Below are 25,112 nucleotides of genomic sequence, written 5' to 3'. Positions count from 1 at the left end.
CGATGAAGTGAGATTGGATTTGGGTAACTTTTGCGGGAGCAAAAAGTTTCGTCAGCAAGCGGACGCGCGAAGGCGGCCGCTGTCACCATTCACCGAAACATAGAAGTCTGGGTCAGTCGAGCCAGGTCGCTGGCTCGCGCATTCCATGTACGACCACGACAATTTCGGCGCCGTAACTGGTCGGCTCATAGACGGCGATGTAGCGCCCCTCGACAAGTAAGCGGGCCGCGGGGCTGATTTCCGGGCGCGCAGGTCCCATTTCGGGATGAGCGGCGACCAGTTCGAACTTTTCAAAAAGTTTTTGCAGGAGCCTGTCGGCAGCCAGTTCATTGTGAACGGCGATATTGCGCCAGATATCGCGCATCTGGCGTCTGGGCACGCGGAGACAACTTATATTTAGCCACGAACTGCGCGTTCTGCTTTCAGTTCTTGCAGGAAGGCCGCAGGGTCAATCTCTTCGGGTTCGCCGCTGGCTTTACCTTCGGCATATTCCCGCTTGAGTTTTTCCAGTTCAAGCGCGCGAATTTCCTCCCGCTGTTCCAGCAAGCGGAGGCTATCACGCATGACTTCGCTGGCGCTGGCATAGCGTCCACTTTCAACAAGCTCACGGACAAAGCCTTCATAGCGAGGCCCGATATTATAGCTGGAGGGCATGGCAATACCTTTCATCGAAGCCATGTTATCAGTTTTTGATAACCCGGACAAATAAAACTCCCGTCAACCGCCTTGACTGCGACCCGAAATTGCGGCGCCGGCACTTCGACTGTCAGGCCGCCGCGACTTTGCCCGAGAGAGCCTGATCCATCGCCGCCTGAAGCTGTTCCTGCGTGAATGGTTTCTTCATCCGCAGCATCCGGCCGAGGCCATGGTCTTCGGAAAACTCGGCATAGCCCGAGGCAAGGATGATGGGCAGGCCTGGAAAGGAGGAGCGAAGGTGGCGCGCAAGCTCAGCGCCCGTCATGCCCGGCATGGCATGATCGGTGATGACGAGATCGCAACCCTGTCCGTCGGCAAAGAATTCCAAAGCCTGGGAAGCGGAAGATGCCTCTTGCGGTAGGTGCATTGCCGCGTGCCACGGCCGTGGTCACCTGGGCGATATTACGGACCTGGGCCGTGAGGTTGCCGCACATGGCGTTGACGGAATCGGTCAGGTCCTTCCAGGTGCCTGCCACCCCAGGCACCAGAGCCTGCCCGCCGAGCTTGCCTTCGGTGCCGACCTCGCTGGCGACTCGCGTCACTTCCGAGGCGAAGGACCTGAGCTGGTCGACCGTGGTGTTGATCGCTCCCTTGAGCTGCAGGATTTCGCCGCGCACGTCGACGGTGATCTTCTTGGAAAGATCGCCATTCGCAACAGCGATCGTGACGTCGGCGATATTGCGCACCTGCGCCGTCAGGTTCGAGGCCATCGAGTTCACGCTTTCGGTGAGGTCCTTCCAGACGCCGGTTACTTCCGGCACCTGCGATTGACCGCCGAGTTTTCCGTCCGTGCCGACCTCGCGCGCGACGCGCGTCACTTCCGACGTGAAGACACTCAGCTGCTTGATCATCGTATTGACGATATCGGCGGAGCGCAGGAACTCACCTTTGAGCGCCCGCCCGTCGACATCGAGCGGCACGGTCTGCAGCAGATCTCCCTTGGCGACCGCGGTGATTGTGCGCGTGACGGCGGTCGTCGGCCATAGAAGATCGTCGATCAAACCGTTGATCGATCCTTCCATTTCGGACCAGGAGCCGTCCGACAGGCCGAAGCGTACGCGCGTGCTCGTTCGCCCGTCCCGGCCGACCACCTGCCCGACATGCTCGAGCTGCTGGGCCATGCGTTGATTGGCGGCGATGATGTCATTTAGAGCGTCGGCAACCTTGCCGGCAATGCCGGTCAGGTCGGAACGCATCCGTACCGAAAAGTCGCCTCGCCTGACCGCAACCAGCACCTCTAAAAAGGGCGCTGGCATCGTCAAATGCCATAGTTTTATGGTCCTGCCCGTTGAAGCCCTCATCCGCAGCCTCTTCGCGCGAAAATCCACTCGTTTGTGTGCTCACGGAATCCCCCTGTTCGAACAAACCTAATTTAGTGCTCCGCCGGAAAAAGGCGATGGGCGTCCATAGGGTTGCAGAGAGAAGCCAAACCCAAGATCAACGGCCAAACTTTGCCCGCGCGGGAACAGTTTCCGCTCGACCGTCGTTTCCGGCAAGACAAGGAGAGTGACATGTCGAACGTCTCAAGGACAGGCAAAGAAGAGATCAACAATGCAACGAGCTCGACGACCTTCGGAAGGTCGGTCGAGAGTCAGGCGCAGATGCAGGATGCCGCTGCGGAGGCATCGCCCGAAACCGGCGGCGAGGTCCTCAATATCTATCGGCTGGAACCCATCGCCAAACCTGACGATCCCCGGTGGGACAATGCTCCCAACCACGGCGTCATCGTCGTTGCCGCGAGGACGCCCGGCGACGCCAGGATCGTCGCCGCGGCGCGTGAACTCGATTTCATGGAAGTCGATGCTGCGCCCGCCGAGGACGTCACCACGGCGAATGCCAGCGCCTTTCGCGACGACAAGCTCTACACAGTGATCGAGATCGGTCGGGACAGAAGTGATATAAAGCGAGGTATCCTCAATGGCACGGTCTCTGTCGACACGATCCGGCCGGTCGAGACAGACTAAAATCCTTCTTCACCTGGGAGTTCTCATGAATACCGCCAATCTGCAGCTCAAGGGCCTGATCATGGCGATGGCCTCGCTATGTGACGCAATCGTCGAGAAGGAACTGCTCACGCGCGGGGAAGTTGACGCCGCGCTTTCAAAGGCTCAAAAAGCGATCGAGGAGGATGACGACCACGAGCTGTCCGGCGCCAATCTGGCAGCGATCCTGTTTCCGATCCGCGTGCTGCGGCTTGCCGGCGAAGCCGGTCGCAAGGGCGAAGGGGCCACGTTTTCTGAATACGCCAAGCGCGTCGGGAAGCTCAGCTGAGCATGTTCGAAGACTTTTCTCTCGAGACCGTCGACGTTGGGCCGGGGGCGTTTCGCGTCCGTCACGGCGGAACGGGACCGGCCGTTCTGCTTCTCCACGGCCATCCTAGGACACATATGACTTGGGGCAAGGTGGCCGATCTGCTGTCGCCCTACCTCACGATCGTCTGCCCCGACCTGCCTGGTTTCGGCCGCTCCTACCTGCCGCTCGATACTCCCGACAGCCGCAACTCTTCGAAGCGCGCAAAGGCGGGAGCCCTGGTTGAACTGATGCTGAGGCTGGGACACGAGAACTTCGCGGTGGCCGGCCACGACCGCGGAAGCTTGGCTGCCTTCCGCATGGCGATGGATTATCCCGAACGCGTGCAGAAACTCATCATCGCCGACGGCATCCCCGTCATAGAGCATCTGGAACGCGCCGACTGGAAATTTGCCAGAGACTGGTACCACTGGTTCTTCTTCGCTCAGCCGGAAAAGCCGGAACGGGCAATCTTGGCCGCTCCCCTGGCATGGTACGACAAACTCTCGCCGGCACTCATGGGAAAGCAGGCCTATGACGACCTCGTCGACATCATCCACGATCCAGCAGCGATCCATGGGATGATCGAGGACTACCGCGCCGGCATCCGCATCGACCATCTCCACGACCGCGAGGACCGCGACGCCGGCCGAAGAGTGACCTGCCCCATGCTCTGTCTCTGGTCGCTGCGCGACGACATGGAACAGATCTACGGCGATCCGGTCGCCGTCTGGCGGAACTGGGCGGATGACGTGCGCGGCTTCGGCATAGACAGCGGCCATCACGTGGCCGAGGAGAATCCTGGAGCGCTCTCCCAGGCGATCCAGGAGTTTCTCGAGCACGGATAGCACCTGAGCTCAAGACGCACTCCGGTAGTGTCGCCATCCCGCTACGTGCGCAGCGTTGTCAGTTTTCGCTATAAGTTGATCTTTCCTCTCTTGTTTTAGTCCCACTCCTGTGGCTATACCCCGGCCGCATATGTACACGCACCGGGATTTCTTTCGTGACTAACCTCAAACCACTTCTGGCCGCCTGCGGCCTCTCAACCATGATCGGCCTTACCGCAAATCCGTCTTTGGCCGGTTCGACGACCTACCCGCTGACCCTGGAAAACTGCGGCGCGCAGGTGACGTTCGAGAAGGCGCCCGAACGGGCGATCGGCCTCGGCCAGAACAGCGCTGAAATCCTGCTGCTGCTCGGCCTTCAGGACAAGATGGCCGGCACGGCCTTCTGGCCAAGCAAGGTTCTGCCGCAGCTCGCGGAAGCCAATGCCAAGGTCAAGCTTCTGACCGTAGAGATGCCGACCTTCGAATCGATGCTCGCCGAAAATCCTGATTTCGTCGCAGTGGCCCTGCCGAGCCTGGTCGGGCCGAACAGCAAGATTGCCAAGCGCGAAGATTTCGACAAGGTCGGCGTCGCCACCTATCTCTCGCCCAGCACCTGCCTCAGCACCAAGGACGTCAAGGGCCAGTATGGCAGCCGCCCCGAGCTGTGGAACATGGATCTTCTCTACAAGGAGATCGACGAACTCTCTGAGATTTTCGACGTCGCCGATCGCGGTCAGGCGCTGATCGCCGATTTCAAGGCGCGCGAAGCCACGCTTCGCGGGAGCGTTTCGAAGGACGGCAAGAACCTTTCCTACGTCTTCTGGTTCTCCAGCCCCAGCCCGTCGGCCGACGCCTATCTCGGCGGCAAGAACAGCGCGTCCGGCTTCATCGCCGACCTGCTCGGCGGACACAATGCGATATCAGCGGAAGCGGAATGGCCGACGCTCGGCTGGGAAGGCATCATCGCCTCCAATCCCGACGTCATTGTCGTCGCCAGTCTCGACCGCAACCGCTGGGAGCTCGACAAGCCGGAGGCCAAGATCAATTTCCTGAACACCGATCCGGCCGTCAGCCAGATCCCTGCCGTGAAGAACAAGGCGATGGTGATCATGGACGGCCAGGCCATGAACCCGACCGTCCGCACGGTCTACGGCGCCGAGCAGGTGGCCGGCCAGCTGAAGGCTCTCGGTCTGTTGAAGTGACGGAAGCGGGCCGCATCTTCCGGCAGCTGGGAGCCGTCCTCGCACTGCTCGTCGCCTCTTTCTGCCTCATCGCTATCGCCATTGGCGTCAGCGTCGGGATCGGCGACCTGCCGATCCCGCTTGCAACCACGTTTTCGGCCGTCACCAACCGGCTGGGATGGACCGCGGTCGAACTGAACCGCATCCATGAGACGGTGATCTGGGATTATCGTCTCAGCCGGGCGCTCGTCGCCGCCTTCTGCGGCGCGGGCCTTGCGCTGTCGGGCGCGATCATGCAGTCGCTGCTGCGCAATCCGCTCGCCGAACCCTATGTTCTCGGCATCTCCGCCGGCGCCTCCACCGGCGCCGTCGCGATCGTCATCCTGGGCGTCGGCTCCGGCGCGGTCTCGCTTTCCGCCGGCGCCTTTGCTGGTGCCTTCGCAGCCTTCTTCTTCGTCGCCCTGCTGTCGAACGGCACGCGCGGCGGAGCGGATCGCACCATCCTTGCCGGTGTCGCCGCGTCACAGCTTTTCAACGCCACGACCTCCTATATCGTCACCACCTCGGCCAATGCGCAGCAGGCCCGCGACGTCATGTTCTGGCTGCTCGGCAGCTTCGGCGGCGTGCGCTGGCCGGAATTCGCGCTGGTCTCGATCGTCGTCGGCATCGGCCTGGTCGGCTGCCTGTTTTACGCCCGCGTGCTCGACGCCTTCGCCTTCGGCGACGAGGCGGCATCCTCGCTCGGCGTCAATGTCGGCCGCGCTCGGATGGTGCTCTTCGCGCTGACGGCCATGATGACGGCGACGATCGTCAGCATGGTGGGGTCGATCGGCTTCGTCGGCCTCGTCGTGCCGCATGTCGCCCGCTTTGTCGTCGGGCCGCTGCATGTCCGTCTGCTGCCGGCCTGTGCCATGACAGGGGCGATCTTCATGGTGCTCGCCGACATCGCCGCACGCGCCCTCATTCCGAACCAGATCCTGCCGATCGGTGTCGTCACGGCCCTGGTGGGCGTCCCCTTCTTCTCGATCATCCTTTACCGATTCCAGCGCGCATCATGAGTATCAAGGCCGACAACCTCACCTGGAAAATTGGCAGGAAAACCATTCTCGACGGCGTTTCCATGGAGGCGCAGCCCGGCCGGATGCTCGGCCTGCTCGGGCCGAACGGCTCGGGCAAGACCTCGCTGCTGCGGCTTCTGGCCGGCCTGAAGCGGCCGCATTCCGGCCGCGTCACGCTCGACCGGAGCGACATCGGCACGATCAGCCGCCGCTCGATCGCCCGAAGGATTGCCTTCGTCGAGCAGCACGCCACGACAAATGCCAATCTCAGGGTCGTCGACGTCGTCAAGCTCGGCCGGTTTCCGCACCGGTCGATGTTTTCAGGCTGGACGAAGGCGGACGAAGAGGCGGTCGAAGAGGCGCTGGCGCGCGCCGGCATGGCGGAGAAGCGCGACGATCGCTGGCAGAGCCTGTCGGGCGGCGAAAAGCAGCGCACCCATATCGCCAGGGCGCTCGCCCAGTCGCCCCAGGAGCTGATCCTCGACGAGCCGACGAACCATCTCGACATCCAGCACCAGATCGGCCTGATGCGGCTCGTCTCCGGCCTGCCGATCACCAGCATCGTCGCCCTGCACGATCTCAACCATGCAGCCATGTTCTGCGACGAGCTTGTTATCATGCAGCAGGGCAGGATTGTCGCCTCCGGCGCACCGCAGGAGGTGTTGAGCGAAGACCTTCTGCGCGAGGTCTTTTCCGTCGAGGCCCGCATCGAAGCCTCGCCCCATCATTCGCGCCCGCACATCCACTATCTCAGGTGACAGCGGCCGCTCTCACGTCACGATCTGCAGCGGCAAAGCGGTCGTCTTTTTCAGTGTCTTGAGGACAATGCTCGATTTGACCGATGCCAGATTATCGGTGACCCGGATCATTCTTTCGAGAAACTGACTGAGATGGTCGAGGTCGCGCGTCATGACCTTCATCAGAAAGTCGGCGTCGCCCGTCTGCGAGTAGCATTCCAGGATCTCCGGCGCGGTCTCGATGAAACGATGGAGCCGCTCGTTTCCGCCTTCCGTATGCGCGCGCAGGCTGACAAGCGTATGCGCAACGACGGTGAAACCCAGCCTCACCGGATTGAGGATGGCGACAACGCTCTGAATATATTGCTCCTTGCGCAGTCTTTCCAAACGACGTGCGCATTGAGTGGCGGACAGGTTGACCTTCTGGGACAGCTCGCCCTGCGTCACCTCGCTGTTTTGCTGGAGGGCGGCAAGCAATTTGATATCGAACTGGTCGAGCATGGCCTGCCCTCTCATATAAGGGGAATTTCTGCGTAATATACCCGCAATTCGCCGATTGTCTGCATTGACGCGACTATAAAAGGAGATAATCGCAGAAATTCGTCGCGAAAGTTCCGCTAATCTCCGGCCAATGACATCAAAAAAGAGGTGGACCTGTGTTTGAGGAACTGAAGAACCGGCCGGCCGACAGCCTGCTTGCACTCATCAAGGCTTTTCAGGCGGACGAGCGCTCCGGAAAGATAGACCTCGGCGTCGGTGTTTATCGCGACGCCATGGGACGCACGCCCGTCATGCGTGCCGTCAAGGCGGCGGAGCGGCTTCTTCTTGAGACTCAGGACAGCAAGAAATATCTAGGCCCCGAAGGCGACCTGCAATTCGTGCGCCTGCTTGAGCCCATCATCTTCGGAAACTCCCCGAAAATCGCCGACCGCCTCACCGGCATTCAGACGCCGGGTGGAAGCGGCGCGCTCCGACTCGGCGCAGAACTCATCCAAACGGCAAATCCATCGGCGAAGGTTCTCTTGGGGACGCCGAGCTGGCCCAATCATGCGCCGATCTTCTCTTCGGCGCGGCTGACCGTGAAGGAATATGCCTTCGTCAACCTGACTTCACAGCATGTGAAATTCGAAAGCGTGGTGGACACCTTGTCTTCTGCCAACGCGGGCGACGTCGTGCTGCTTCATGGTTGCTGCCATAATCCCACGGGTATCGATTTCACCATGGAGCAGTGGCGAGAGATTACCGATCTCCTCGTTGCGCACAGGCTGGTGCCGTTCATCGATCTTGCCTATCAGGGCCTGGGCGACGGTCTCGAACAGGATGCCGCGCCCACCCGCATGATCCTCGATGCGGTCGAGGAAGCGCTGATCGCCTATTCCTGCGACAAGAACTTCGGCCTCTATCGCGAGCGCGTCGGCGCGCTCTATGTCGTGGCCCGCAATGCCGACGACGTTGCAAAGGCCGAAAGCAATATGGCGGCCCTCGCCCGTGTCAACTGGTCCATGCCGCCGGATCATGGAGCGGTCGTCGTCAAGACCATTCTCGAAAGCCCCGAAATGACGGCAATGTGGCGCACCGAACTCGGAGAAATGTGCGAGCGCGTCAACGGCAATCGCGCGGCGCTGGCCGCTGCCTCTCCCGAGCTGGCCTTCATCAGCCGGCAACGCGGGCTGTTTTCCAATCTCTCCATGCGCAAGGAAACGGCGGTCGCGCTCAGGGCAAACCACGGCATCTACATGGCAGATTCCGGGCGCATGAACCTTGCCGGCATGCAGCCGGCCGATGCCGGCGCCATCGTCGCGGCGCTCCGGGCCGAAGGCTGCCTGAGATCGTAACCGAACGCAGCATTGGAGGCTCCGAATGAGCAGGAAAGAAACGACCGGCCAGGCGATCACCCGTTCGCTTGTCGCCCATGGGATCGACACGGTCTTCGGCATCCCGGGCGCCCATATGTATGATTTCAACGACGCCCTTTATGATGCCGGCGATAAAATCCGGTTCATTCACACCCGGCACGAGCAGGGCGCCGGTTACATGGCCTATGGCTATGCCAAGTCCACCGGCCAGATCGGCGCCTATACTGTCGTTCCAGGCCCAGGCGTCCTCAATTCCGGCGCGGCTCTCTGCACCGCTTACGGCGCCAATACCCCGGTCCTGTGCATCACCGGCAACATCATGTCCCACCTGATCGGTCAAGGCAGAGGACAGTTGCACGAACTGCCGGATCAGCTCGCGACGATGCGCGGAATTACGAAAACGGCGGAGCGGATCAATCACCAGTCCGAAACCGGTCCTGTCACGGCCGGGGTCGTCGCTAAAATGCTCTCCGGCCGCCAGGGTCCAGGAGCAGTCGAAGCGCCATGGGACGTGTTCGGGCAATTCGGCCCAGAAACCGATCTGCCGGTCGGCGCGAGAGCACCTCATCCGGCCGTCGACCCTGATCAGGTCGCTGCCGCGGCGGCACTGATCTCAGGTGCGAGCAACCCGATGATCATGGTTGGTGGCGGCGCGGTGGATGCCGGAGCGGAAGTCGCTGCTCTTGCGGAATTGCTGCAGTCGCCCGTCACGTCCCATCGCTCCGGCAAGGGCATCGTCGCCGACGACCACCCCAACTACCTGAATTTCGTCTCGGCCTATGAATACTGGCGGAAGACGGACCTCCTGATCGGGATCGGCAGCCGGCTGGAATTGCAGTTCATGCGATGGAAGTGGCTTCCCAAGGATCTCAAGGTGATCCGCATCGATATCGATCCGACCGAGATGGTACGTCTCAAGCCGAACGTTGCGGTGGTCGCCGATGCCAAAGCTGGAACGCAGGCTCTTCTCGATGCCCTGGCAGGTTCGAGCCGCACGGATCGCACGCGCGAATTTGCCGAACGCAATGAAGAGGCAAGGTCTCGCTTCTCGGCAGTGCAGCCGCAGCTCGCCTATCTCGATGCCATTCGCCAAGCCCTGCCAAGGGACGGCTTCTTCGTCGAGGAAATCTGCCAGATGGGCTTTACCGCCCGATTTGCATTCCCGGTCTATGCCCCTCGTCAGTACGTGACATGCGGTTATCAGGACAATCTGGGTTTCGGCTTCAACACGGCCTTGGGCGTGAAAGTCGCCAATCCCGACAAAGCCGTTATTTCTGTTTCCGGCGATGGCGGCTTCATGTTCGGGGTTCAGGAACTTGCTACCGCCGTCCAGCATAAGATCAATGTCATCGCCATCGTCTTCAACAATTCGGCTTATGGCAACGTACTGCGTGACCAGAAGCAGGCGTATAAAGGCCGTTATCTTGGCTCGGAGCTCACCAATCCCGACTTTGTCGCGCTTGGCGAGAGCTTCGGCATTCGAGCATTCAAGGTGACGAGCCCTGGAGAATTGAAACACGCGATCGAGAAAGCCCTCTCTCTCGACGAACCTGTTCTCATCGAGGTTCCCATCGAGAAGGGATCCGAGGCGAGCCCTTGGCCTTTCATTCATCCGGCTCCGCACACCGAATGAATATGCAAGGGCTAAAATCTTATGGTGACGGCCCTTGCAGAAAGATCGTCGACAGCGGCGGGAGCGTCAGCGACAGGGAGACGGACCTGCCGTGGGCGGGCACGGGTTCAGTCGACACCGCGCCATTGACAAGGCCGGAGCCGCCATATTCCCGCGCATCCGTGGTCATCCGCTCGACCCACACGCCGTCTCTCGGCACACCGATCCTGTAGCCGTAACGCGGCACCGGCGTGAAGTTCGACATGACCAGGACCGTCGAAGCGTGATCGGGCGCATAACGGAGCATGCCGAGGACGGAATTGACGGCGTCGTCGGCTGCCGCCCATTCGAAACCCTCGGGATGAAAGTCACCGAACTGCAATGCCGGCTCGTCCCCGTAAAGGCCGTTCAGATCCTTCACCAGCCGCTGAATCCCCACATGCTGAGGCCGGTCAAGCACATCCCAGCTCACCGAGCCGTCATGATTCCACTCGTCCGGCTGGGCGACTTCGCTGCCCATGAACAGGAGCTTCTTGCCGGGATGGCCCCACATGAAGGCGAGATAGCTGCGCAGATTGGCGAATTTCTGCCATTCGTCGCCCGGCATCTTCGTCAGCAGCGAACCCTTTCCGTAGACGACCTCGTCATGTGAAATCGGCAGAATGAAGCGCTCGGAATAGGCATAGAGCATGCCGAAGGTCATCGTGCCGTGGTGATAGCTCCGGTATACCGGATCCTTCTCGATGTAGCTCAGGCTGTCATGCATCCAGCCCATGTTCCATTTGATGTCGAACCCCAGCCCCCCCTGCTCCGGTGGCTTCGTCACGCCGGGCCAGGCCGTCGATTCCTCGGCGATCGTCATCGCGTGCGGGCAGCGCTCGTGAATGATGCTGTTCAGGTGCTTGAAGAATTCGACCGCTTCCAGATTCTCGCGACCGCCATATTGGTTGGGAATCCATTCGCCCTCGTTGCGGCTGTAGTCGCGGTAGAGCATCGATGCCACGGCGTCGACCCGCAAACCGTCTATGTGGTAGCGCTCCAGCCATTCCAGCGCGCTGGCGATCAGGAACCCTTTCACCTCTTTGCGGCCGAGATTGTAGATCAGCGTGTTCCAGTCGCGGTGAAAGCCCTCGCGCGGATCTTCGTGCTCGTAGAGCGCGCTGCCGTCGAAGCGGGCAAGCCCCCAAACGTCTGTCGGAAAATGGGCTGGCACCCAGTCGAGGATGACGCCGAGCCCGGCGCCATGGCAGCGGTCGACGAAATAAGCGAGATCTTCAGGCGTCCCATATCGGCCAGTTGGAGCGAAGAGGCCAAGCGGCTGATACCCCCAGGACCCGCCGAACGGATGCTCCATAATCGGCAGCAGCTCGATATGCGTAAATCCCATATCGCTGGCATAGGGAACGAGCCGCTGGCTGAGCTCGGCCCAGTCGAGCGATCTGCTGCCGTCCTTTTGGTCGCGAAGCCAGGAGCCGGCATGCACTTCATAGACGGAGAGCGCGCCCTCCAGCCTGTCTTGCCGGGACCGGCTCTTCATCCAGCCCTCATCCCTCCATCGAAACGGCGTCGACGATGCGACGATGGAGGCGGTGGATGGGGCGGCCTCGCTCGCCCTCGCCACCGGATCGGCTTTCTGCGGCAGGCAGGTCCCCTGCGCATCGATGATCTCGAACTTGTATCTTTCACCCGGAGCCAGCCGGGGGATAAACAGCTCCCAGACGCCTGCCGACTGTCTCAGCCGCATTGGGTTTCGCCGTCCATCCCAGGCGTTGAAGTCCCCGACGACCGAGACGCGGCGCGCATTCGGAGCCCACACGGCGAAACGAACGCCTGATATACCGTCGATCGACATCTCAACCGCGCCGAGCGTCCGGCTGAGACTATAGTGAGTGCCCTCCGATATCAGATGGAGGTCGAGTTCCCCGAGCAGCAGACCGAAGCTGTAGGGGTCCTCGGTCAGTTGGACTGCATCCGGCCAAGTGATCCGCAGCCGGTATCCCGTCCTCGAAGCGGCGGCCGCCGCAAACAGGCCGGACGGGTGGACGATGCTGAACGGCGTCACCTCACGACCGCTCGTCGCGTCGATCAGATCGACCGCTTCCGCGCCGGGCAAGTACACCCGCACGATCGTCATGCCGCCGCTTTCGTGGGGACCGAGGATCGAAAAGGGATCGCCGTGGCGGCCCTCTATCAGAGCCCAAAGCGCATCCTGTCCGATGCCTGCGAGAAGTTCCATTCGTTCAACATTCATGCCGTTACCCCCGCTAAGCGCGATGCGATTTCGGTAAGGCCGGCGAGCGGGATCGGCAGCCACTTCGGCCGGTTACGCGCTTCATAGGCGATTTCATAGGCGGCCTTTTCGAGAAGAAAGGCATCGAGGACCCTCCGTCGTTGCTCGGGCGGCATAGCGAGCGTCTTCGATGCGGAGACCGCCTGCCAATAGGCATCGAGAAAGGCCTCCTCGGCACTGCGCCCGAAGCGGGCGATGGCGTCCCGTCGCACCTCGTTCTCGTGTTCGGTAACCGCATCATTGTCGAGCTGCGCGGTGGCGACGAGATAGTTCAACGATCTTAAAAGCCCGGCGACGTCGCGGAGCGGAACGGTCTTGGCGCGGCGCTCGGCGAGATTTTTCGCGGGCTCGCCTTCGAAGTCGATGATGACGGCATCGCCTTCGCTGACCAGAATCTGGCCTAGATGGAAATCGCCATGCGTACGCGTCATCAACATGCCGCGAGTGCTCTCCGCCAGGTTTGCGCCAAGCTCGACGAGATCGGCGCGGCGCTCCAGAAGCGGGCGAGCGAGCAGATCGACCGCGGGATCGGCACTTTCCTCGCGTTCGGCAAGCTTCGACATCGCATAAGCGATTTCGCCCGCCACCGCCTTCTTGATCGCCTCAACCTCACCGCCACCGGCGATCAGAGGGCTGAACGCCTCGTCCGCGTTCTCCCCCGAGAGGACGACATGCAATTCGCCGAGCCTCAGGCCCACCATTGCAACGAAGCTGATCAGTGACTGGAAGACATCATCGCCTGGTTCCAGCGCCGGGTCATTCAGCACGAGCTCGTCTGCCGCGCGGCGCAAATTGCTCAACATCCAGTTCCAGGCGTCGCCCTGGTTGCGGATCGCTCCCTGAACGATGATCAAAGTCGAGCGACGCCCGCTGGAATCAGTGTGCGCGACCTCGCCAAGCAGCGGCGCGGTGTGGTCGTAGCCGGCGCGGGTGAGAAACCGCGTCATCTCGACCTCCGGATGGACGCCGGGGAAAATATGCCTGATCAGCTTGATCATCGCGACGTCACCGACGATCATCGAACTGTTGGATTGTTCGGCGGAAAGCCAATGGATCGGCATATCGTCGGTAACATCAAGCCGGTCGAGCCGCTCGGTGCCAAGGAATTCCAGCGTGCCGGTACGCCCGGTGATGATGGAGCGGTCGGCAAGCCCGCGCAGGACCCCGCGCGCCATCGGCTCTACGGCAAACCCGTCCGTCAGGAAGCCGACCCGCCTGCCCTGGCGAACCCGCCCCAGAGCAAGCTGCTGCGTCAAAGCAGAGGGTTGCGCGTCGTCCCAGGCGATCGCGAGCGGCAGCTGATAGGATTCGGTGTGATCCGGCAGCACCGCTTCCAATTCGCCGAGAACGACACCATCAGCAAAGGGGATCGGCGTTGCCGAGATCAGCCGCGCCGCCTGGAGCGGCTGGTCCTTCGCCCCGAACCAGCGGCGCCTGGCGAGGTAAGCAGGCAGGATTTCGTTGCTGAGGACGCGTCCCAGCCGCGGCTCATCGACGAGATCGAGCAGGCCGCGGCGAATGACCATCGTCGTGAGGTCGGGCAATTGCTCGGGCGGCGCGGTGCGCCATGCCGGCGGATCGGCATCGGCCTCCAGCTGGAACCAGAAGAAGCCGTAGGGCGGCAATGTCAGGAGATAGGTCAGCTGACCGATCGGCGGAAAGGGCGACATGCCGGTCAGCTCGATCGGCACACGGCCCTCGAAAGCCGAGAGGTCGAGCTCGACCGCCTGAGGCAGCCGGGAAAGGTTTGCGACGCACATCAGCGTCTCGCCGTCATATTCCCTGAGATAAGCGAGAATCTTTCGGTTCTCAGGCGAGAGGAACCGCAACGAGCCGCGCCCGAAGGCCGGATGCCTGCCGCGCAGCGCCAGCATCTTTCGCGTCCAATTGAGCAGCGAATGGGCATCGGTGCTCTGGGCCTCGACGTTGACTGCCTCGTAACCATAGAGCGGATCGGCAATCAACGGGAGGACGAGACGAGCCGGGTCCGTGCGGGAGAAGCCGCCATTGCGGTCCGGCGACCATTGCATCGGCGTCCGCACCCCGTCCCGGTCGCCGAGATAGATGTTGTCGCCCATGCCGATCTCGTCGCCGTAATAGATGACAGGCGTTCCGGGCATCGAGAGCAGAAGTGCGTTCATCAGTTCGATGCGCCGGCGGTCGCGTTCCATCAGCGGCGCCAGACGCCGCCTGATGCCGAGGTTAATGCGGGCGCGTTTGTCGGATGCATAGGTCTCCCAGAGATAGTCCCGCTCGGCGTCGGTCACCATTTCGAGGGTCAGCTCGTCGTGATTGCGCAGGAAGATCGCCCATTGGCAATTCTCGGGGATTTCGGGCGTCTGGCGCAGGATGTCGGTAATCGGGAACCGGTCTTCCTTGGCGATCGCCATATACATGCGCGGCATTAGCGGGAAGTGGAAGGCCATGTGGCATTCGTCGCCCTCACCGAAATATTCGCGCGTGTCCTCCGGCCATTGATTGGCCTCTGCAAGCAGCATGACGCCGGGATGAGTGGCGTCGAGAGCGGCGCGGATCCGTTTGAGGATCGCGTGGGTCTCGGGAAGATTTTCGTTGATCGTTCCCTCGCGTTCGACAAGGTAGGGAATCGCGTCGAGACGGAACCCGTCGATACCGGTTTCCAGCCACAAGCGCATCACCTTCAGCAGTTCCTCCATAACGAGTGGGCTGTCGAAATTGAGATCGGGCTGGTGGGAATAGAAGCGGTGCCAATAGTAAGCGCCGGCAACCGCATCCCACGTCCAGTTGGATTTTTCGGTGTCGAGGAAGATGATGCGGGTTTCAGGAAATTTTTGGTCGCTGTCCGACCAGACATAGAATTCGCGCTCCGGCGACCTCACCGGGGCGTGGCGAGCGCGCTGGAACCAGGGATGCTGGTCGGACGTGTGATTGATGACGAGCTCGATGATGACGCGAATATTGCGCAGATGGGCGGCGTCGACGAACGCCCGGAAATCCTCCTTTGTCCCGTAGTCGGGGCTGACATTGCCGTAGTCGGCGATGTCGTAACCGTCGTCTCGGCGCGGCGAGGGAAAGAACGGCAGCAGCCAAATGGCGTTGACGCCAAGGGCTGCGATGTGATCGAGCTTCTGGTGCAAGCCGGCGAAATCGCCTACCCCGTCACCATTGGCGTCGTAGAACGACTTGATGTGCAGCTGATAGATGATCGCGTCTTTGTACCAGAGCGGCTGGTTCATACCGTCGGGATTCAACGTGTCCATTCATGCCTCCGCTGCGCGAACGCGCCAGATCGCAAAGGGCAGGATCTGAGGGTTGAAGCTCACTCTCTGCCATTTGCCATTCCATCTGAACCGATGCCCAGCGACCAGATCCTCGGCGTCGAGCGCTCCACCGTCTCCGAGCGACCACTTCCAGAGCGGCAGCTCGACGTCGCTTTCCTGGAAGTTGTGCGGATCGAGACTGATGGCGATCAACAAGACATTGTCGCGGGCGCGGCTCGCCTTTTCGAAGAACAAGATGTTGTCGTTCCAGGCGTTCAGCAGTGTCAGCCCGAGATGGGAATGCAGGGCAAGATTTTCGTTCCGGATGCGGTTGAGCATCCTGATCTCGGCGATGATATTGCCCGGGCGGTCGTAGTCCCAGGCGCGGATCTCATACTTCTCGCTGTCGGCATATTCCTTGCGCTTGGCATCGGGACGCCCCTCGCAAAGTTCGAAACCGTTATAGACGCCCCAAAGCCCAGACAGCGTGGCGGCCAACGCCGCCCGTATCAGGAAGGCGGAACGTGGCGCGTTCTGCAGGAAATCCGGATTGATATCATGGGTGTTGACGAAGAAATGCGGGCGGAAGAATTCCTTCGGCGCTGTCTCCGTGAGTTCCCCCATATATTGCTCGAGCTCCCACTTGGCATTGCGCCAGGTGAAGTAGGTATAGGACTGTGAGAAGCCGATCTTTGCCAGCCGGTACATGACTTTCGGCTTGGTGAAAGCTTCCGACAGGAAGATCACATCGGGGTGACGCGCCCTGATATCGCCGATCAGCCACTCCCAGAACGGAAAGGGCTTGGTGTGCGGATTGTCGACGCGAAACAGCTTGACGCCCTGGTCCACCCAAAGCTGGACGATATCCCTGAGCTCCACCCACAGGGAGGGCAACGCATCTTTTGTATAAAAATCGACGTTGACGATGTCCTCGTATTTCTTCGGCGGGTTCTCGGCATATTTGATCGTTCCGTCGGGACGCCAGTCGAACCAGCCGGGATGCTCCTTCAGCCATGGATGATCCGGCGACGCCTGGATCGCGAGGTCGAGAGCGATCTCCAGGCCGTGCCGGCCTGCCTCCTCCACCAGCTGGCGGAAGTCCTCGAAATCGCCGAGCTCGGGATGGATGGCATCGTGGCCGCCGTCCTCGGAGCCGATGGCATAGGGGCTTCCGGGGTCATCTGGCCCGGCTTTCAGGCTGTTGTTGCGGCCTTTCCGGTTGGTCGAACCGATCGGATGAATCGGCGGGAAATAGAGCACGTCGAATCCCATGTCACGGATGGAGTGCAACCTCGGGATGACGTCGTCGAAGGTGCCATGTCGGTTCGGATCGCCGCTCTGCGAGCGCGGGAAGATCTGGTACCAGCTGGCAAAGGCAGCCGCCTTGCGTTCGGCATCGACGGCGCTTGCCGTCGAGCGAAGCCGAAACGGCCGCTTGTCCGCCTTGTTCATCAATTCCGATGTTCGGGCATCGAGCAGGATCGCCGTGCGCTCGGCATCCGAGGCGCTTTCGAGACTGCTGACGAGAACCTTCAAGTCGGCGCCGAGCGCTGCATCGGCAGGCGTCGCAGCCGAACGAACCAGGTTCAACCCCTCCTGGAGTTCAAGCTTCAGGTCCAGTCTCGCATCGCTCTTCTTCGTCAGTTCGTAGCGAAAGATCGCAAACGGGTTCTTCCATGCCTCGACGGCGAACTCATAGCGTCCGATGCGCTCCAGCAGGAATTCGGCGCGCCAGCGATCGTTTTCGACCAGTTGCATCTCCGTCTCGGTCCAATCCGCCGCATCGAGCGGCCGCCACAGCAGGACCGCGGCGATCGGGTCGTGCCCGTCCGCGAATATATCCGCCTCGACACTGACGACATCGCCGACCACTCGCTTGATGGGAAAACGCCCGTCATCGACTCGCGGCATGATGTTTTCAATGGCGAGCCGCGGCGACGCCGTCGCCTGCGCGATGTCCAGCATAGGCCGGGACGTGATCGGCGCCGGCGCCCTGCCTTCGATCACCAGGGTTTCCCCTGCCCGCAGCCGCAGCCGCAGAGGGGTGCCGTCGGCTGCAACCGGAAGAAAACCGGAAGCCGCTTCGCGCAGTGCCGTTAGCGGAGCTGGCGCACTTTTCCGCAGGTCCCTGTTGAGCAGGATGAAGCGCACATTCTCGGCGCTGCGCAAGTCTTCCGCCGCCGATTGCAGCAGCGCCGAGACCGGTCCGTTGGCGTTGCGGATGAGCCGCAGTGATGAGCCTGGCGCATAACTGACTTTGCCGATTTCGCTGTTCGCAAGGCGAATTTCGGAAGAAATATCGAAAGCGAGATCATGGCGCAGAGCCCGCAAGCCCGTCCCGTTCCCATGGGTCGGATCGAGCGGCGTGGCGGCCCCATATTCGAAACCCATCGGAACCATCAGGCCGCCACCGAGCGAGGCGGCAAGGCGCAGCGCCCTGATAGCCCGTCGTTCGAGGATTTCGCGGCTCTGGGTTCCGTGCGCGATCCGCCTGCCGAATGGCGGCTCCGGAAAAGCGATCTGCCAGCCAAGCGGCTTCTGAACCCGGTGTTCTTCGATGAACCATCTCTCGTCGAAATCCCACCAAGCCATAGATGAAAAACATCCATCGAAGCCTGTATTCTGGACCGCGCTCCTCGCCCCAAAATCAGTGCCCGGCGTCCAGGCGAGGAATTGCGCGTCCGCCTTCTCGCGCACGGCGGAAATCAGCGATTTGAACGCCGCCGGCGCAATGCGATCAATCCCGAGCGCGCGGTAGCCGCAGAGGCCGAGACCGGCCAGCCCCCGCAGCCGTTCGGCCCATTCTTCCAACAGCCGGGATTGAGACTCCGCGTCCATCTCAGTCATCGGCCCTGCTGGATCCAGTGGTGAGCGTCTTGGGTCGACAGGGCGAAAGCCTGCCTTGGTATCCAGGGCTTTGCCGTCGAGCATCAGGTCCATCATCAGGGTGACGCCGCTCCTGCGGGCGGCCTCCACCATGCGACCCACCCCATCCTCGACTGCACTTCCGAGCGACAGTTGAGGATCGAGTCGATTCACATCCTGGAAGGAAAAAATGCTGCGCGCCCCGCCCCGATCAAAGAGCGGTGCTGTCAGCACACGGTCGAAACCGGTTTCCGCAGCATGGTCGAAAACCTCGCGCCATGCATCGATACCCTGAAGAAGGAGTGGATTGACATAATAGATCCGGGGTGGGGTGCTCAACACACCCTGGTTTGGAGAGAATGACATCGGCCGCCGCTCGAGTTTGGTTTGAAGGCAAACTTCTGTTGCCGGACGTTGTTCCACCGAAAGTTTCAATTCAGGTGGCGCCAGGCATCGCCGGCCGCACCGGCGCGGGACCGATGGGAGGCGCTCGACATGCACCTGAAAAGCCTTGAACTGCGCGGACGGACCTTGAAGGTTCGCGATATAAGTGAATAGTCTCGGGCTGTCTGAGACGATGACCCATTTGGCTGCTAACGGAGGGCCCCGCTCCGTTTTGAAAGATCAGCGCCCGAACGAGACTTGATGTGTCCGAATGAAATCACTGCGATTGCAATAGAGGCAGCCAGACGTGAACCCATCGGTGGAATTATGTTCATATCCCGAACTCGATGATCGAATCGTGATCGTCAGGGCGGGCGACGAGGTTGATGGCGTGTTTATCCGGACCGAAAGGTTCAATGTGCTGATCGATACGCTCGGAACGCCCGAGCTGTGCCTGACGGCGCTGGGCATGCTCGGGGAACAGATAAACGCTCGTCCGCTGATCGTCATCAATTCGCACATGGATTGGGATCATTTCTGGGGGAATGCCGCCATTGCGCGGCGCGCTCCGATTATCGCGCATGCCGCCGCGCTCGACCGTTTACGCGACCCTTCCGCGCGGGAAGTCCTGAGAGACAAGGCGAGCCAGGAGTCGAGGTTTCGGGACGTCGACCTCATCGGTCCCGACATCACGTTCTCCGGCTCGATGACCGTCAACGGCGGCGATCTGACGCTGGAGCTCATTCATACGCCGGGACATACGCCCGACCATGTCGCCGTATGGATTCCCGAACTTCGCATCTGCCTGGCCGTCGACGCGGTGGAATACCCCATCCCCGAAGTCTGGAGCAAAAATGCAGGCGACCTGCGCTTGATCCGTTCCTCGCTCGAGCGGATACGTGACCTCAATGCAAGACTGGTCATCCCGGCGCACGGCCGGACGCACTCTCCTTCGGCGGTGCATGACAACCTCGCCTATTTCCAAGCCCTGGCCGATCGTGTCGGCAGTTTGAGCGAGAGCCAATTGGCGGAGCCGCAACTCGGCGGTTCAAGCGGCCTGCGGCTTGAAGACTTCGTCGCCATCCCCGAGGGAATGCCTTCCGACGTGGTGGCGTTCTACCGGAACTGCCATGAGACAAACCTTGGCGCGACGGTTCAGGCCCACATCGACAAGCTGAAATCCGCATAGAGGACGTCTGGAGACCGGAAAATGAAACCGTTGGAGGGCGGACGAACCGGGCAGATCTGGCGTGACGGCGACACCGTGATCAGGCCGTCCGGCGCATGGACGCCGACGGTGCACCGGTTTTTGCGCCATCTGAGAAGCAGAGGCTTTCCGGGAGCGCCTCATCCCATTGAAATAACCGGGAACCAGGAAGTCGTCAGTTATGTTGCCGGGCGCGTCTGCGAAGACTTGAGCGACCAGTTTGTCGGGTCGGAGCGCATGCTGCTTTCCGCAGCCAAGCTACTGCGCGAATTTCATTCGGCATCTCATGGGTTTCTGGAATCGGATCGCGAGGTCCAGGCATGGATGCTGCCGCCGCAGGAACCGTACGAGATCATATGCCACGGAGATTATGCACCCTACAATATCGCCACAGCCGGTCATGAGGCTGTCGGGATCATCGATTTCGACACCGCCCATCCCGCACCCCGCCTATGGGATCTGGCCTATTCGGTTTACCGCTGGGCGCCGCTCTCCGATCCTGTCAATCCTGATGTGACCTTCGGCCTAGACGAACAGCTGCAGCGGGCGGAGATTTTCTGCACGGCATATGGGGCGACGATGCAAGAACGGCTCCAACTCCCCGAGATGATCTGCCGACGGCTTCAGGCGCTCGTCGACTACATTTTGCCAAGTGCAGCGGCCGGAGATGAGACATTCGTGGAGCATGTGGCGAGAGGAGACGCCCGGCTGTATCTCAGCGATATGCAGTATGTTCGAAGCCATCGGGATCGGCTGCTGAAGGCCCTGTGCTGACGCACCTTTGCCAACTCGAATGTCCCGACTGCCGCATGCCCACCCCTACAGCCATTTCCTCCGTCGGAAGAAGCCGAAAAGGCCAAGGCACAAGATGGCTATGACACCAAGCACGACGAAATAGCCATATTGGGTTTTCAGCTCCGGCATATCGCTGAAATTCATCCCGTAGATGCCGGCGATCGCGGTGGGGACGGCAAGGATCGCCGCCCAGGCGGCGAGCTTGCGGGCAATCGCCGTCTGCTCCGACTGGCCGATCATCACGCTCGCCTCGAAGGCGAAGGCCAGCACCTCGCGCAGCGCGTCGATATCTTCCTGAACGCGGCGCACATGGTCCGTGACATCGCGAAACAGCGATTGCAGCGTCGGATCCATGCCGGGAAGATCCGTGTGCTCGTATCGCCGGCAGACGTCGACAAGCGGCACCACGGCGTTGCGCAGCCGCAGCAGCCTGCGCCTCAACAGGTAAAGCCGCTCGATATCGGACTTTGTCAACTGTTCGCGCAGCACCAGATCCTCGATATTTTCGACCTCGTCCTGCACGACCTCGATGACAGGCATGTAGTTGTCGACGATGAAATCGAGGATGGAATAGAGGATGTAGTTCTCGCCGTGGGCAAGGGCCGCCGGCGTCGCCTCGCATCGCTGCCGCACCGCCAGATAGGAGGACGAGTCGCCGTGACGAACGGAGACGACATAACCGCGACCGACGAACAGGTGCGTTTCGCCGAAGATGATTTCGCCGTCCTTCATGTGCGCGGTCCGGGCGACGATGAACATCGCCTCCCCGTAGATCTCCAGTTTCGGGCGCTGGTGGGGCTGCGCTGCATCCTCGATCGCCAGCGGATGGAGATTGAACTGCGCCTGGACTTGGCTTAGCAGCACCTCATCCGGCTCGTGCAGGCCGATCCAGACGATCGCATTCTCCCGGCCCCGCCATTCGCCGGCCTCCTCTATCCTGATGTCGCGAATACGTTGCCCGTGCTGGTAAACGGCGGCAGCCACGACGCCAGGCCGTTCATAGGGAGGCGATGTGGAACCGCTAGCCCCCTGCGCGGGAATACTGTCCAGATCCTTCAGCCGTTCCAAATCCTGCCGTCCTCTCATTCCTGCACGGATCGTATATCCGCAGCAGCCCCTCCGCCGGTCAGGCGCTCAGCCGATCATAATGCTATTTCGTAAAACATGCATCATCCGCATCGGTGCGGGGTCCGACCAGCCGCCTTCGTCGTGGTCAGGCGGCGGGCGGCGCCTTCCAGCTCGTGCAGAGCCCTGCAAACGGTTGCCGCTCGCCGCTGAAACAGGCGACAGCAGGAAATCCGACATGTAAGCCGCCCGGCAATTGCCGGGCGGCTTTCATTTGCTCAGGACGCGAAGGCCGGATTGCGCCGCGCGCCCATTCTCAATGCGAAATAGATCGCCCCGCCGATGGCGACGCCGAAGAACCAGCCGTAGGTGCCCCACCAGTCCGGCAGGATGGTGGTGAAGGTCGGCAGGATCGAGGAGAACAGCGCGCCCACCACAAATGCGATGAAGGCATTGCCGTGCCATCCGTTCTGGAACCGGAACTCGCCATCCTCATGATAAAGCGCTTCGACGTTCAGTTGGCTCTTCCGGATGAGATAATAGTCCACCATCATGATGCCGAAGATCGGCCCCATCGTCGATCCGATAAAATTGACGAAATGCGCCGCACCCGTCTCCCAGGGAGCAAACGGGTAAAGCACAAGAGCGATCAATGCGGCGATATATCCCCCGCGCTTGAAATTGATCTGGCGCGGGAAAACATTGGCAAAGTCGAAGGCCGGCGACACGAAATTCGCCACGACGTTGATGCCGAGCGTTGCGATCGCGAATGTTAGCGCGGCCAGCAGCGCCAGGAACCAGCTGTCGAATTTCGCCGATATCATTTCCGGATGCAGCAGCACCTCTCCGTAGACGGTGAAGGCAGCGGTGGTCGTCACGCCTGCGACGAGGCAGAACGCCAGCAGGTTGATCGGAAGCCCCCAGAGGTTGCCTTTCCTGAGCGCCTTTTCATTCGTTGCGTAGCGCGAAAAATCGCAGAAATTCAGGTAAAGTGCTGCGAAATAGGTGATCCAGGTGGCGGCCACGGCAGCTAGCGCTGCAATCGAACCAGGCTCACCCGGCACGCCCGCATCCTTGGTCTTTTCGATCAGCACGTCGCGCGGGATTTCGGACCCGAATGAGAAGGTGCCGGACTTGACGACCAGATAAACCGAGAGCACCAGCATCATGATCCAGACGGCCGGACCGGCCCAATCCTGGAACTTGCGAACCGTTTCCATCCCGCGCTGAATGATCAGCAGCTGCAGCGCCCAGACGATGACGTAGCAGATGACCTCGAGGGTTGAATGACCGAGAAAGTGACTGTTCTGGTGAAAGGCGAGCAGGCTGTCGTTGCGGATCAGCAAGGCGACGATCGCGCCGGATGCGGCGGCGGTCTGCGCCCCGTACCAGAAGCAGGCGACCACCGCTCGGACGAGTGCCGGCACGTTCGCCCCGAACGTGCCGAAGGAGGCGCGCGCCAGAACCGGAAAGGGTACGCCTGTGCGCACGCCGGCATTGCCGACCAGGCTCATCAGGCAGAAGATGACCAGAGATCCAATGCCGATGGCGATGACGAAATTGACGAAGCTGCCGCACAGCAGGAACAGGCTCGCCGCCAGATAGTAGCCCCACAGGCTGTGGACGTCTGATGTCCAGACGTTGAAAATGCTGAATGCACCCCATTTGCGCTCCTCGGCGGGTGCAAGGTCCTCGTTGTATAACGAGGGAGACGGATTTTGTACGCTCATGAATGCCCTCCCATGTCCTTGAGGCCAAATCGGCCACAGGCGGAAGTTTGCTCTTCATTTGTGCAGCTGACAATTTAATAGTCACATTGTACACATCTCTTGGCGATGCCTCAGGATTAGCCATGGGGCTCGCCCGGTACACGAATTCTAGTCAGTTCGATCCGACGACACGTCCAGCCAGACGAAACGGACTTGCGACTGCGGCACCGGCGGCATCGAAGACATAGGCGCCAACGTCCCCGGCGCTCGACCGCTTCCCGCTTTCGAAGGATGCAAGCTGCGCGCCGAACTTGGCAAGCGACGCGTAGCGGTCATGCCCCAGCCCGTCGGACGCCCGGATCGACGTGATGTCGATGACCCGAAGCCTTTCCTTCAAGGCGGCATCTCTGATGACGGGATCGTCGATATCGAGGCGTCCGACGCGCGCCCGCTCACCCGCGATGAAGCTCGAAGCCACCAGCGCACGGTCGTCCTTCGACACGAGAAGAGATATCGGGGCCGGCATTCGCCCGATATCGTTCAGCTGGGACCGGAAAACATCGATGTCGATGTCAGGGGCGGCAAGGATCACCGCCAGTTTGCCGATGACGTCGTCGCGATGCTGCAGTTTGAGCTGGCGCACCGTTTCCATGACCAGGAATCCGCCCATGCTGTGTCCGAAAAGGATGATGCGTTTCACCCTTCCTGAAGCCGAGAGCGACGTGACAAGCGAGTCGAGGTCGCTGCGCGAGGAGAGCGCCGCATCGCGGTCGGCGACATAGCCGGCGACGGCTGCGGCGGAAGGCCACGAAAACAGAATCGGAGAACCCGGAATGTTAGCGTCCGCAGCGATCTGCGCGGTGCGAAACAGCGCTTCCTGATAGCTATAGTTGTAGCCGTGGACAAAGATGCCGACGGTGCCCTCGTTCTGCGTAGAGCGGAGCACCTCCTCCACGAAGGCATCCTTTGCAAGCTGCTTGCGCCCGATAACGGCAAATTGGCGTTCGGGATCCGGCCTCTCGGTCGGATATGTGATCGCGGTGTCCTTCCGGCCGGGAGGGACCGAAAACCCATACTGCTCATAGGTGAGCTTGTCAGCCCATGCGCTGCCGAACCCGCCCCGTATGCTATCGGGGGTTCTATTGGTCGCCACGAGAACGTTCACGCTGACCGGAGCCTCTTCGGCATGAGTCAGTTGACTCAGATGAACTGGCTTCAATACGTCCGGCGATGGCCTCGTCGCACAGCCTGCAAGCATAGCCAGGCCGATCGCGGCAACGATGGCCGGCCCGGTCTTCAGGA

The 25,112-nt window shown here is 61.1% G+C and carries 19 protein-coding genes and 3 pseudogenes; 10 read left to right on the top strand and 12 right to left on the bottom strand.

What is annotated here, in order from left to right; genetic code table 11:
* Positions 1–112: 112 nt before the first annotated feature.
* The 4 genes and pseudogenes from N2600_RS29440 to N2600_RS29425 all read right to left on the bottom strand — a co-directional run.
* A pseudogene (locus N2600_RS29440) lies at positions 113–404 on the bottom strand (type II toxin-antitoxin system RelE/ParE family toxin).
* The gene (locus tag N2600_RS29435; protein WP_020486220.1) at positions 397–654 is read right to left on the bottom strand and encodes a type II toxin-antitoxin system ParD family antitoxin; all 258 of its coding nucleotides are present in this window, start codon (positions 652–654) and stop codon (positions 397–399) included. The pseudogene N2600_RS29440 and the gene N2600_RS29435 overlap by 8 nt, the downstream one beginning before the upstream one ends.
* Before the next feature lie 112 nt (positions 655–766).
* Positions 767–1,060: pseudogene (locus N2600_RS29430) on the bottom strand (response regulator); the annotation flags it as partial.
* Between the two features lies 1 nt (position 1,061).
* Positions 1,062–2,040, bottom strand: a pseudogene (locus N2600_RS29425) (HAMP domain-containing protein); the annotation flags it as partial.
* Between the two features lie 167 nt (positions 2,041–2,207).
* Here N2600_RS29425 and N2600_RS29420 point away from each other — a divergent pair.
* The 6 genes from N2600_RS29420 (at position 2,208) to N2600_RS29395 (ending at position 6,809) form a co-directional block, all read left to right on the top strand.
* On the top strand, positions 2,208–2,660 hold the full coding sequence (locus N2600_RS29420; RefSeq protein WP_222385436.1) for a hypothetical protein: 453 nt from the start codon (positions 2,208–2,210) through the stop codon (positions 2,658–2,660).
* A 25-nt stretch (positions 2,661–2,685) separates the two neighbouring features.
* Positions 2,686–2,967, top strand: coding sequence for a hypothetical protein (locus N2600_RS29415; RefSeq protein ID WP_162116349.1), 282 nt, complete (start codon positions 2,686–2,688; stop codon positions 2,965–2,967).
* Positions 2,968–2,969: 2 nt separating this feature from the next.
* A complete protein-coding gene (locus N2600_RS29410; protein ID WP_162116348.1) occupies positions 2,970–3,833 on the top strand; it encodes an alpha/beta fold hydrolase in 864 nt (287 codons plus the stop codon).
* Between the two features lie 155 nt (positions 3,834–3,988).
* Positions 3,989–5,014 (top strand): ABC transporter substrate-binding protein, encoded by a 1,026-nt coding sequence (locus N2600_RS29405; RefSeq protein WP_260299099.1) that lies wholly within the window; start codon positions 3,989–3,991, stop codon positions 5,012–5,014.
* Positions 5,011–6,051 (top strand): FecCD family ABC transporter permease, encoded by a 1,041-nt coding sequence (locus N2600_RS29400; RefSeq protein WP_260299098.1) that lies wholly within the window; start codon positions 5,011–5,013, stop codon positions 6,049–6,051. Before N2600_RS29405 ends, N2600_RS29400 begins: the two co-directional genes overlap by 4 nt.
* Complete coding sequence (locus tag N2600_RS29395; RefSeq protein ID WP_260299097.1) at positions 6,048–6,809, top strand: ABC transporter ATP-binding protein; 762 nt, start codon at positions 6,048–6,050, stop codon at positions 6,807–6,809. Before N2600_RS29400 ends, N2600_RS29395 begins: the two co-directional genes overlap by 4 nt.
* Positions 6,810–6,821: 12 nt before the next feature.
* Here the strand turns inward: N2600_RS29395 and N2600_RS29390 are convergent, their stop codons facing one another.
* Positions 6,822–7,289: an Lrp/AsnC family transcriptional regulator gene (locus N2600_RS29390; RefSeq protein ID WP_017967443.1), complete on the bottom strand. Its 468-nt coding sequence runs from the start codon at positions 7,287–7,289 to the stop codon at positions 6,822–6,824.
* 155 nt (positions 7,290–7,444) lie between these two features.
* Between N2600_RS29390 and N2600_RS29385 the strand changes: the two genes are divergently transcribed.
* The gene (locus N2600_RS29385) at positions 7,445–8,623 is read left to right on the top strand and encodes an amino acid aminotransferase (RefSeq protein WP_260299096.1); all 1,179 of its coding nucleotides are present in this window, start codon (positions 7,445–7,447) and stop codon (positions 8,621–8,623) included.
* A gap of 25 nt (positions 8,624–8,648) precedes the next feature.
* Positions 8,649–10,277, top strand: coding sequence for a thiamine pyrophosphate-dependent enzyme (locus N2600_RS29380; RefSeq protein ID WP_260299095.1), 1,629 nt, complete (start codon positions 8,649–8,651; stop codon positions 10,275–10,277).
* 19 nt (positions 10,278–10,296) lie between these two features.
* On the opposite strand, the gene glgB is transcribed toward N2600_RS29380, so the two are convergent.
* Genes glgB through N2600_RS29365 form a run of 3 tightly spaced genes read right to left on the bottom strand, consistent with a single transcriptional unit; the run spans position 10,297 to position 19,016 of the window.
* Positions 10,297–12,507, bottom strand: a complete 2,211-nt coding sequence (gene glgB, locus N2600_RS29375; RefSeq protein WP_260299094.1) for a 1,4-alpha-glucan branching protein GlgB — start codon at positions 12,505–12,507, stop codon at positions 10,297–10,299.
* Entirely contained in the window at positions 12,504–15,785 is a 3,282-nt protein-coding gene (gene treS, locus N2600_RS29370; RefSeq protein WP_260299093.1) for a maltose alpha-D-glucosyltransferase, read from the bottom strand. The genes glgB and treS overlap by 4 nt, the downstream gene beginning before the upstream one ends.
* A complete protein-coding gene (locus N2600_RS29365; protein ID WP_260299092.1) occupies positions 15,786–19,016 on the bottom strand; it encodes an alpha-1,4-glucan--maltose-1-phosphate maltosyltransferase in 3,231 nt (1,076 codons plus the stop codon).
* Positions 19,017–19,341: 325 nt separating this feature from the next.
* On the opposite strand from N2600_RS29365, the gene N2600_RS29360 reads away from it, so the two are divergent.
* Together N2600_RS29360 and N2600_RS29355 are read left to right on the top strand one after the other, a co-directional pair.
* Complete coding sequence (locus N2600_RS29360) at positions 19,342–20,223, top strand: MBL fold metallo-hydrolase (RefSeq protein WP_162116339.1); 882 nt, start codon at positions 19,342–19,344, stop codon at positions 20,221–20,223.
* Positions 20,224–20,244: 21 nt separating this feature from the next.
* On the top strand, positions 20,245–21,015 hold the full coding sequence (locus tag N2600_RS29355) for a phosphotransferase enzyme family protein (RefSeq protein ID WP_260299091.1): 771 nt from the start codon (positions 20,245–20,247) through the stop codon (positions 21,013–21,015).
* A 45-nt stretch (positions 21,016–21,060) separates the two neighbouring features.
* Here N2600_RS29355 and N2600_RS29350 read toward each other — a convergent pair whose 3' ends face one another.
* The 4 genes from N2600_RS29350 to N2600_RS29335 form a co-directional block, all read right to left on the bottom strand.
* A complete protein-coding gene (locus N2600_RS29350) occupies positions 21,061–22,104 on the bottom strand; it encodes a magnesium and cobalt transport protein CorA (RefSeq protein WP_162116337.1) in 1,044 nt (347 codons plus the stop codon).
* Between the two features lie 66 nt (positions 22,105–22,170).
* A complete protein-coding gene (locus N2600_RS29345) occupies positions 22,171–22,341 on the bottom strand; it encodes a hypothetical protein (protein ID WP_162116336.1) in 171 nt (56 codons plus the stop codon).
* A 38-nt stretch (positions 22,342–22,379) separates the two neighbouring features.
* Positions 22,380–23,831 carry an NCS1 family nucleobase:cation symporter-1 gene (locus N2600_RS29340; protein ID WP_222385444.1) on the bottom strand — a complete coding sequence of 484 codons (1,452 nt, stop codon included), beginning with the start codon at positions 23,829–23,831 and terminating at the stop codon, positions 22,380–22,382.
* Positions 23,832–23,982: 151 nt separating this feature from the next.
* A complete protein-coding gene (locus N2600_RS29335) occupies positions 23,983–25,068 on the bottom strand; it encodes an alpha/beta hydrolase (protein WP_246709669.1) in 1,086 nt (361 codons plus the stop codon).
* Positions 25,069–25,112: the final 44 nt, after the last annotated feature.

The organism is Rhizobium sp. WSM1274 (assembly GCF_025200775.1).
Taxonomy (GTDB): Bacteria; Pseudomonadota; Alphaproteobacteria; order Rhizobiales; family Rhizobiaceae; genus Rhizobium; species Rhizobium leguminosarum_I.
Note: the sequence above shows the minus strand (reverse complement) of the source record. Positions and strands in the feature narration are given on the sequence as shown.

Excerpts from the sequence above, each read along its gene's own strand:
- N2600_RS29435 (WP_020486220.1), bottom strand. The coding sequence starts at position 654 with ATGCCCTCCAGCTATAATATCGGGCCTCGCTATGAAGGCTTTGTCCGT.
- N2600_RS29420 (WP_222385436.1), top strand. The coding sequence starts at position 2,208 with ATGTCGAACGTCTCAAGGACAGGCAAAGAAGAGATCAACAATGCAACG.
- N2600_RS29415 (WP_162116349.1), top strand. The coding sequence starts at position 2,686 with ATGAATACCGCCAATCTGCAGCTCAAGGGCCTGATCATGGCGATGGCC.
- N2600_RS29410 (WP_162116348.1), top strand. The coding sequence starts at position 2,970 with ATGTTCGAAGACTTTTCTCTCGAGACCGTCGACGTTGGGCCGGGGGCG.
- N2600_RS29395 (WP_260299097.1), top strand. The coding sequence starts at position 6,048 with ATGAGTATCAAGGCCGACAACCTCACCTGGAAAATTGGCAGGAAAACC.
- N2600_RS29390 (WP_017967443.1), bottom strand. The coding sequence starts at position 7,289 with ATGCTCGACCAGTTCGATATCAAATTGCTTGCCGCCCTCCAGCAAAAC.
- N2600_RS29380 (WP_260299095.1), top strand. The coding sequence starts at position 8,649 with ATGAGCAGGAAAGAAACGACCGGCCAGGCGATCACCCGTTCGCTTGTC.
- glgB (WP_260299094.1), bottom strand. The coding sequence starts at position 12,507 with ATGAATGTTGAACGAATGGAACTTCTCGCAGGCATCGGACAGGATGCG.
- treS (WP_260299093.1), bottom strand. The coding sequence starts at position 15,785 with ATGGACACGTTGAATCCCGACGGTATGAACCAGCCGCTCTGGTACAAA.
- N2600_RS29365 (WP_260299092.1), bottom strand. The coding sequence starts at position 19,016 with ATGTCATTCTCTCCAAACCAGGGTGTGTTGAGCACCCCACCCCGGATC.
- N2600_RS29355 (WP_260299091.1), top strand. The coding sequence starts at position 20,245 with ATGAAACCGTTGGAGGGCGGACGAACCGGGCAGATCTGGCGTGACGGC.
- N2600_RS29345 (WP_162116336.1), bottom strand. The coding sequence starts at position 22,341 with ATGTCGGATTTCCTGCTGTCGCCTGTTTCAGCGGCGAGCGGCAACCGT.
- N2600_RS29340 (WP_222385444.1), bottom strand. The coding sequence starts at position 23,831 with ATGAGCGTACAAAATCCGTCTCCCTCGTTATACAACGAGGACCTTGCA.
- N2600_RS29335 (WP_246709669.1), bottom strand. The coding sequence starts at position 25,068 with ATGCTTGCAGGCTGTGCGACGAGGCCATCGCCGGACGTATTGAAGCCA.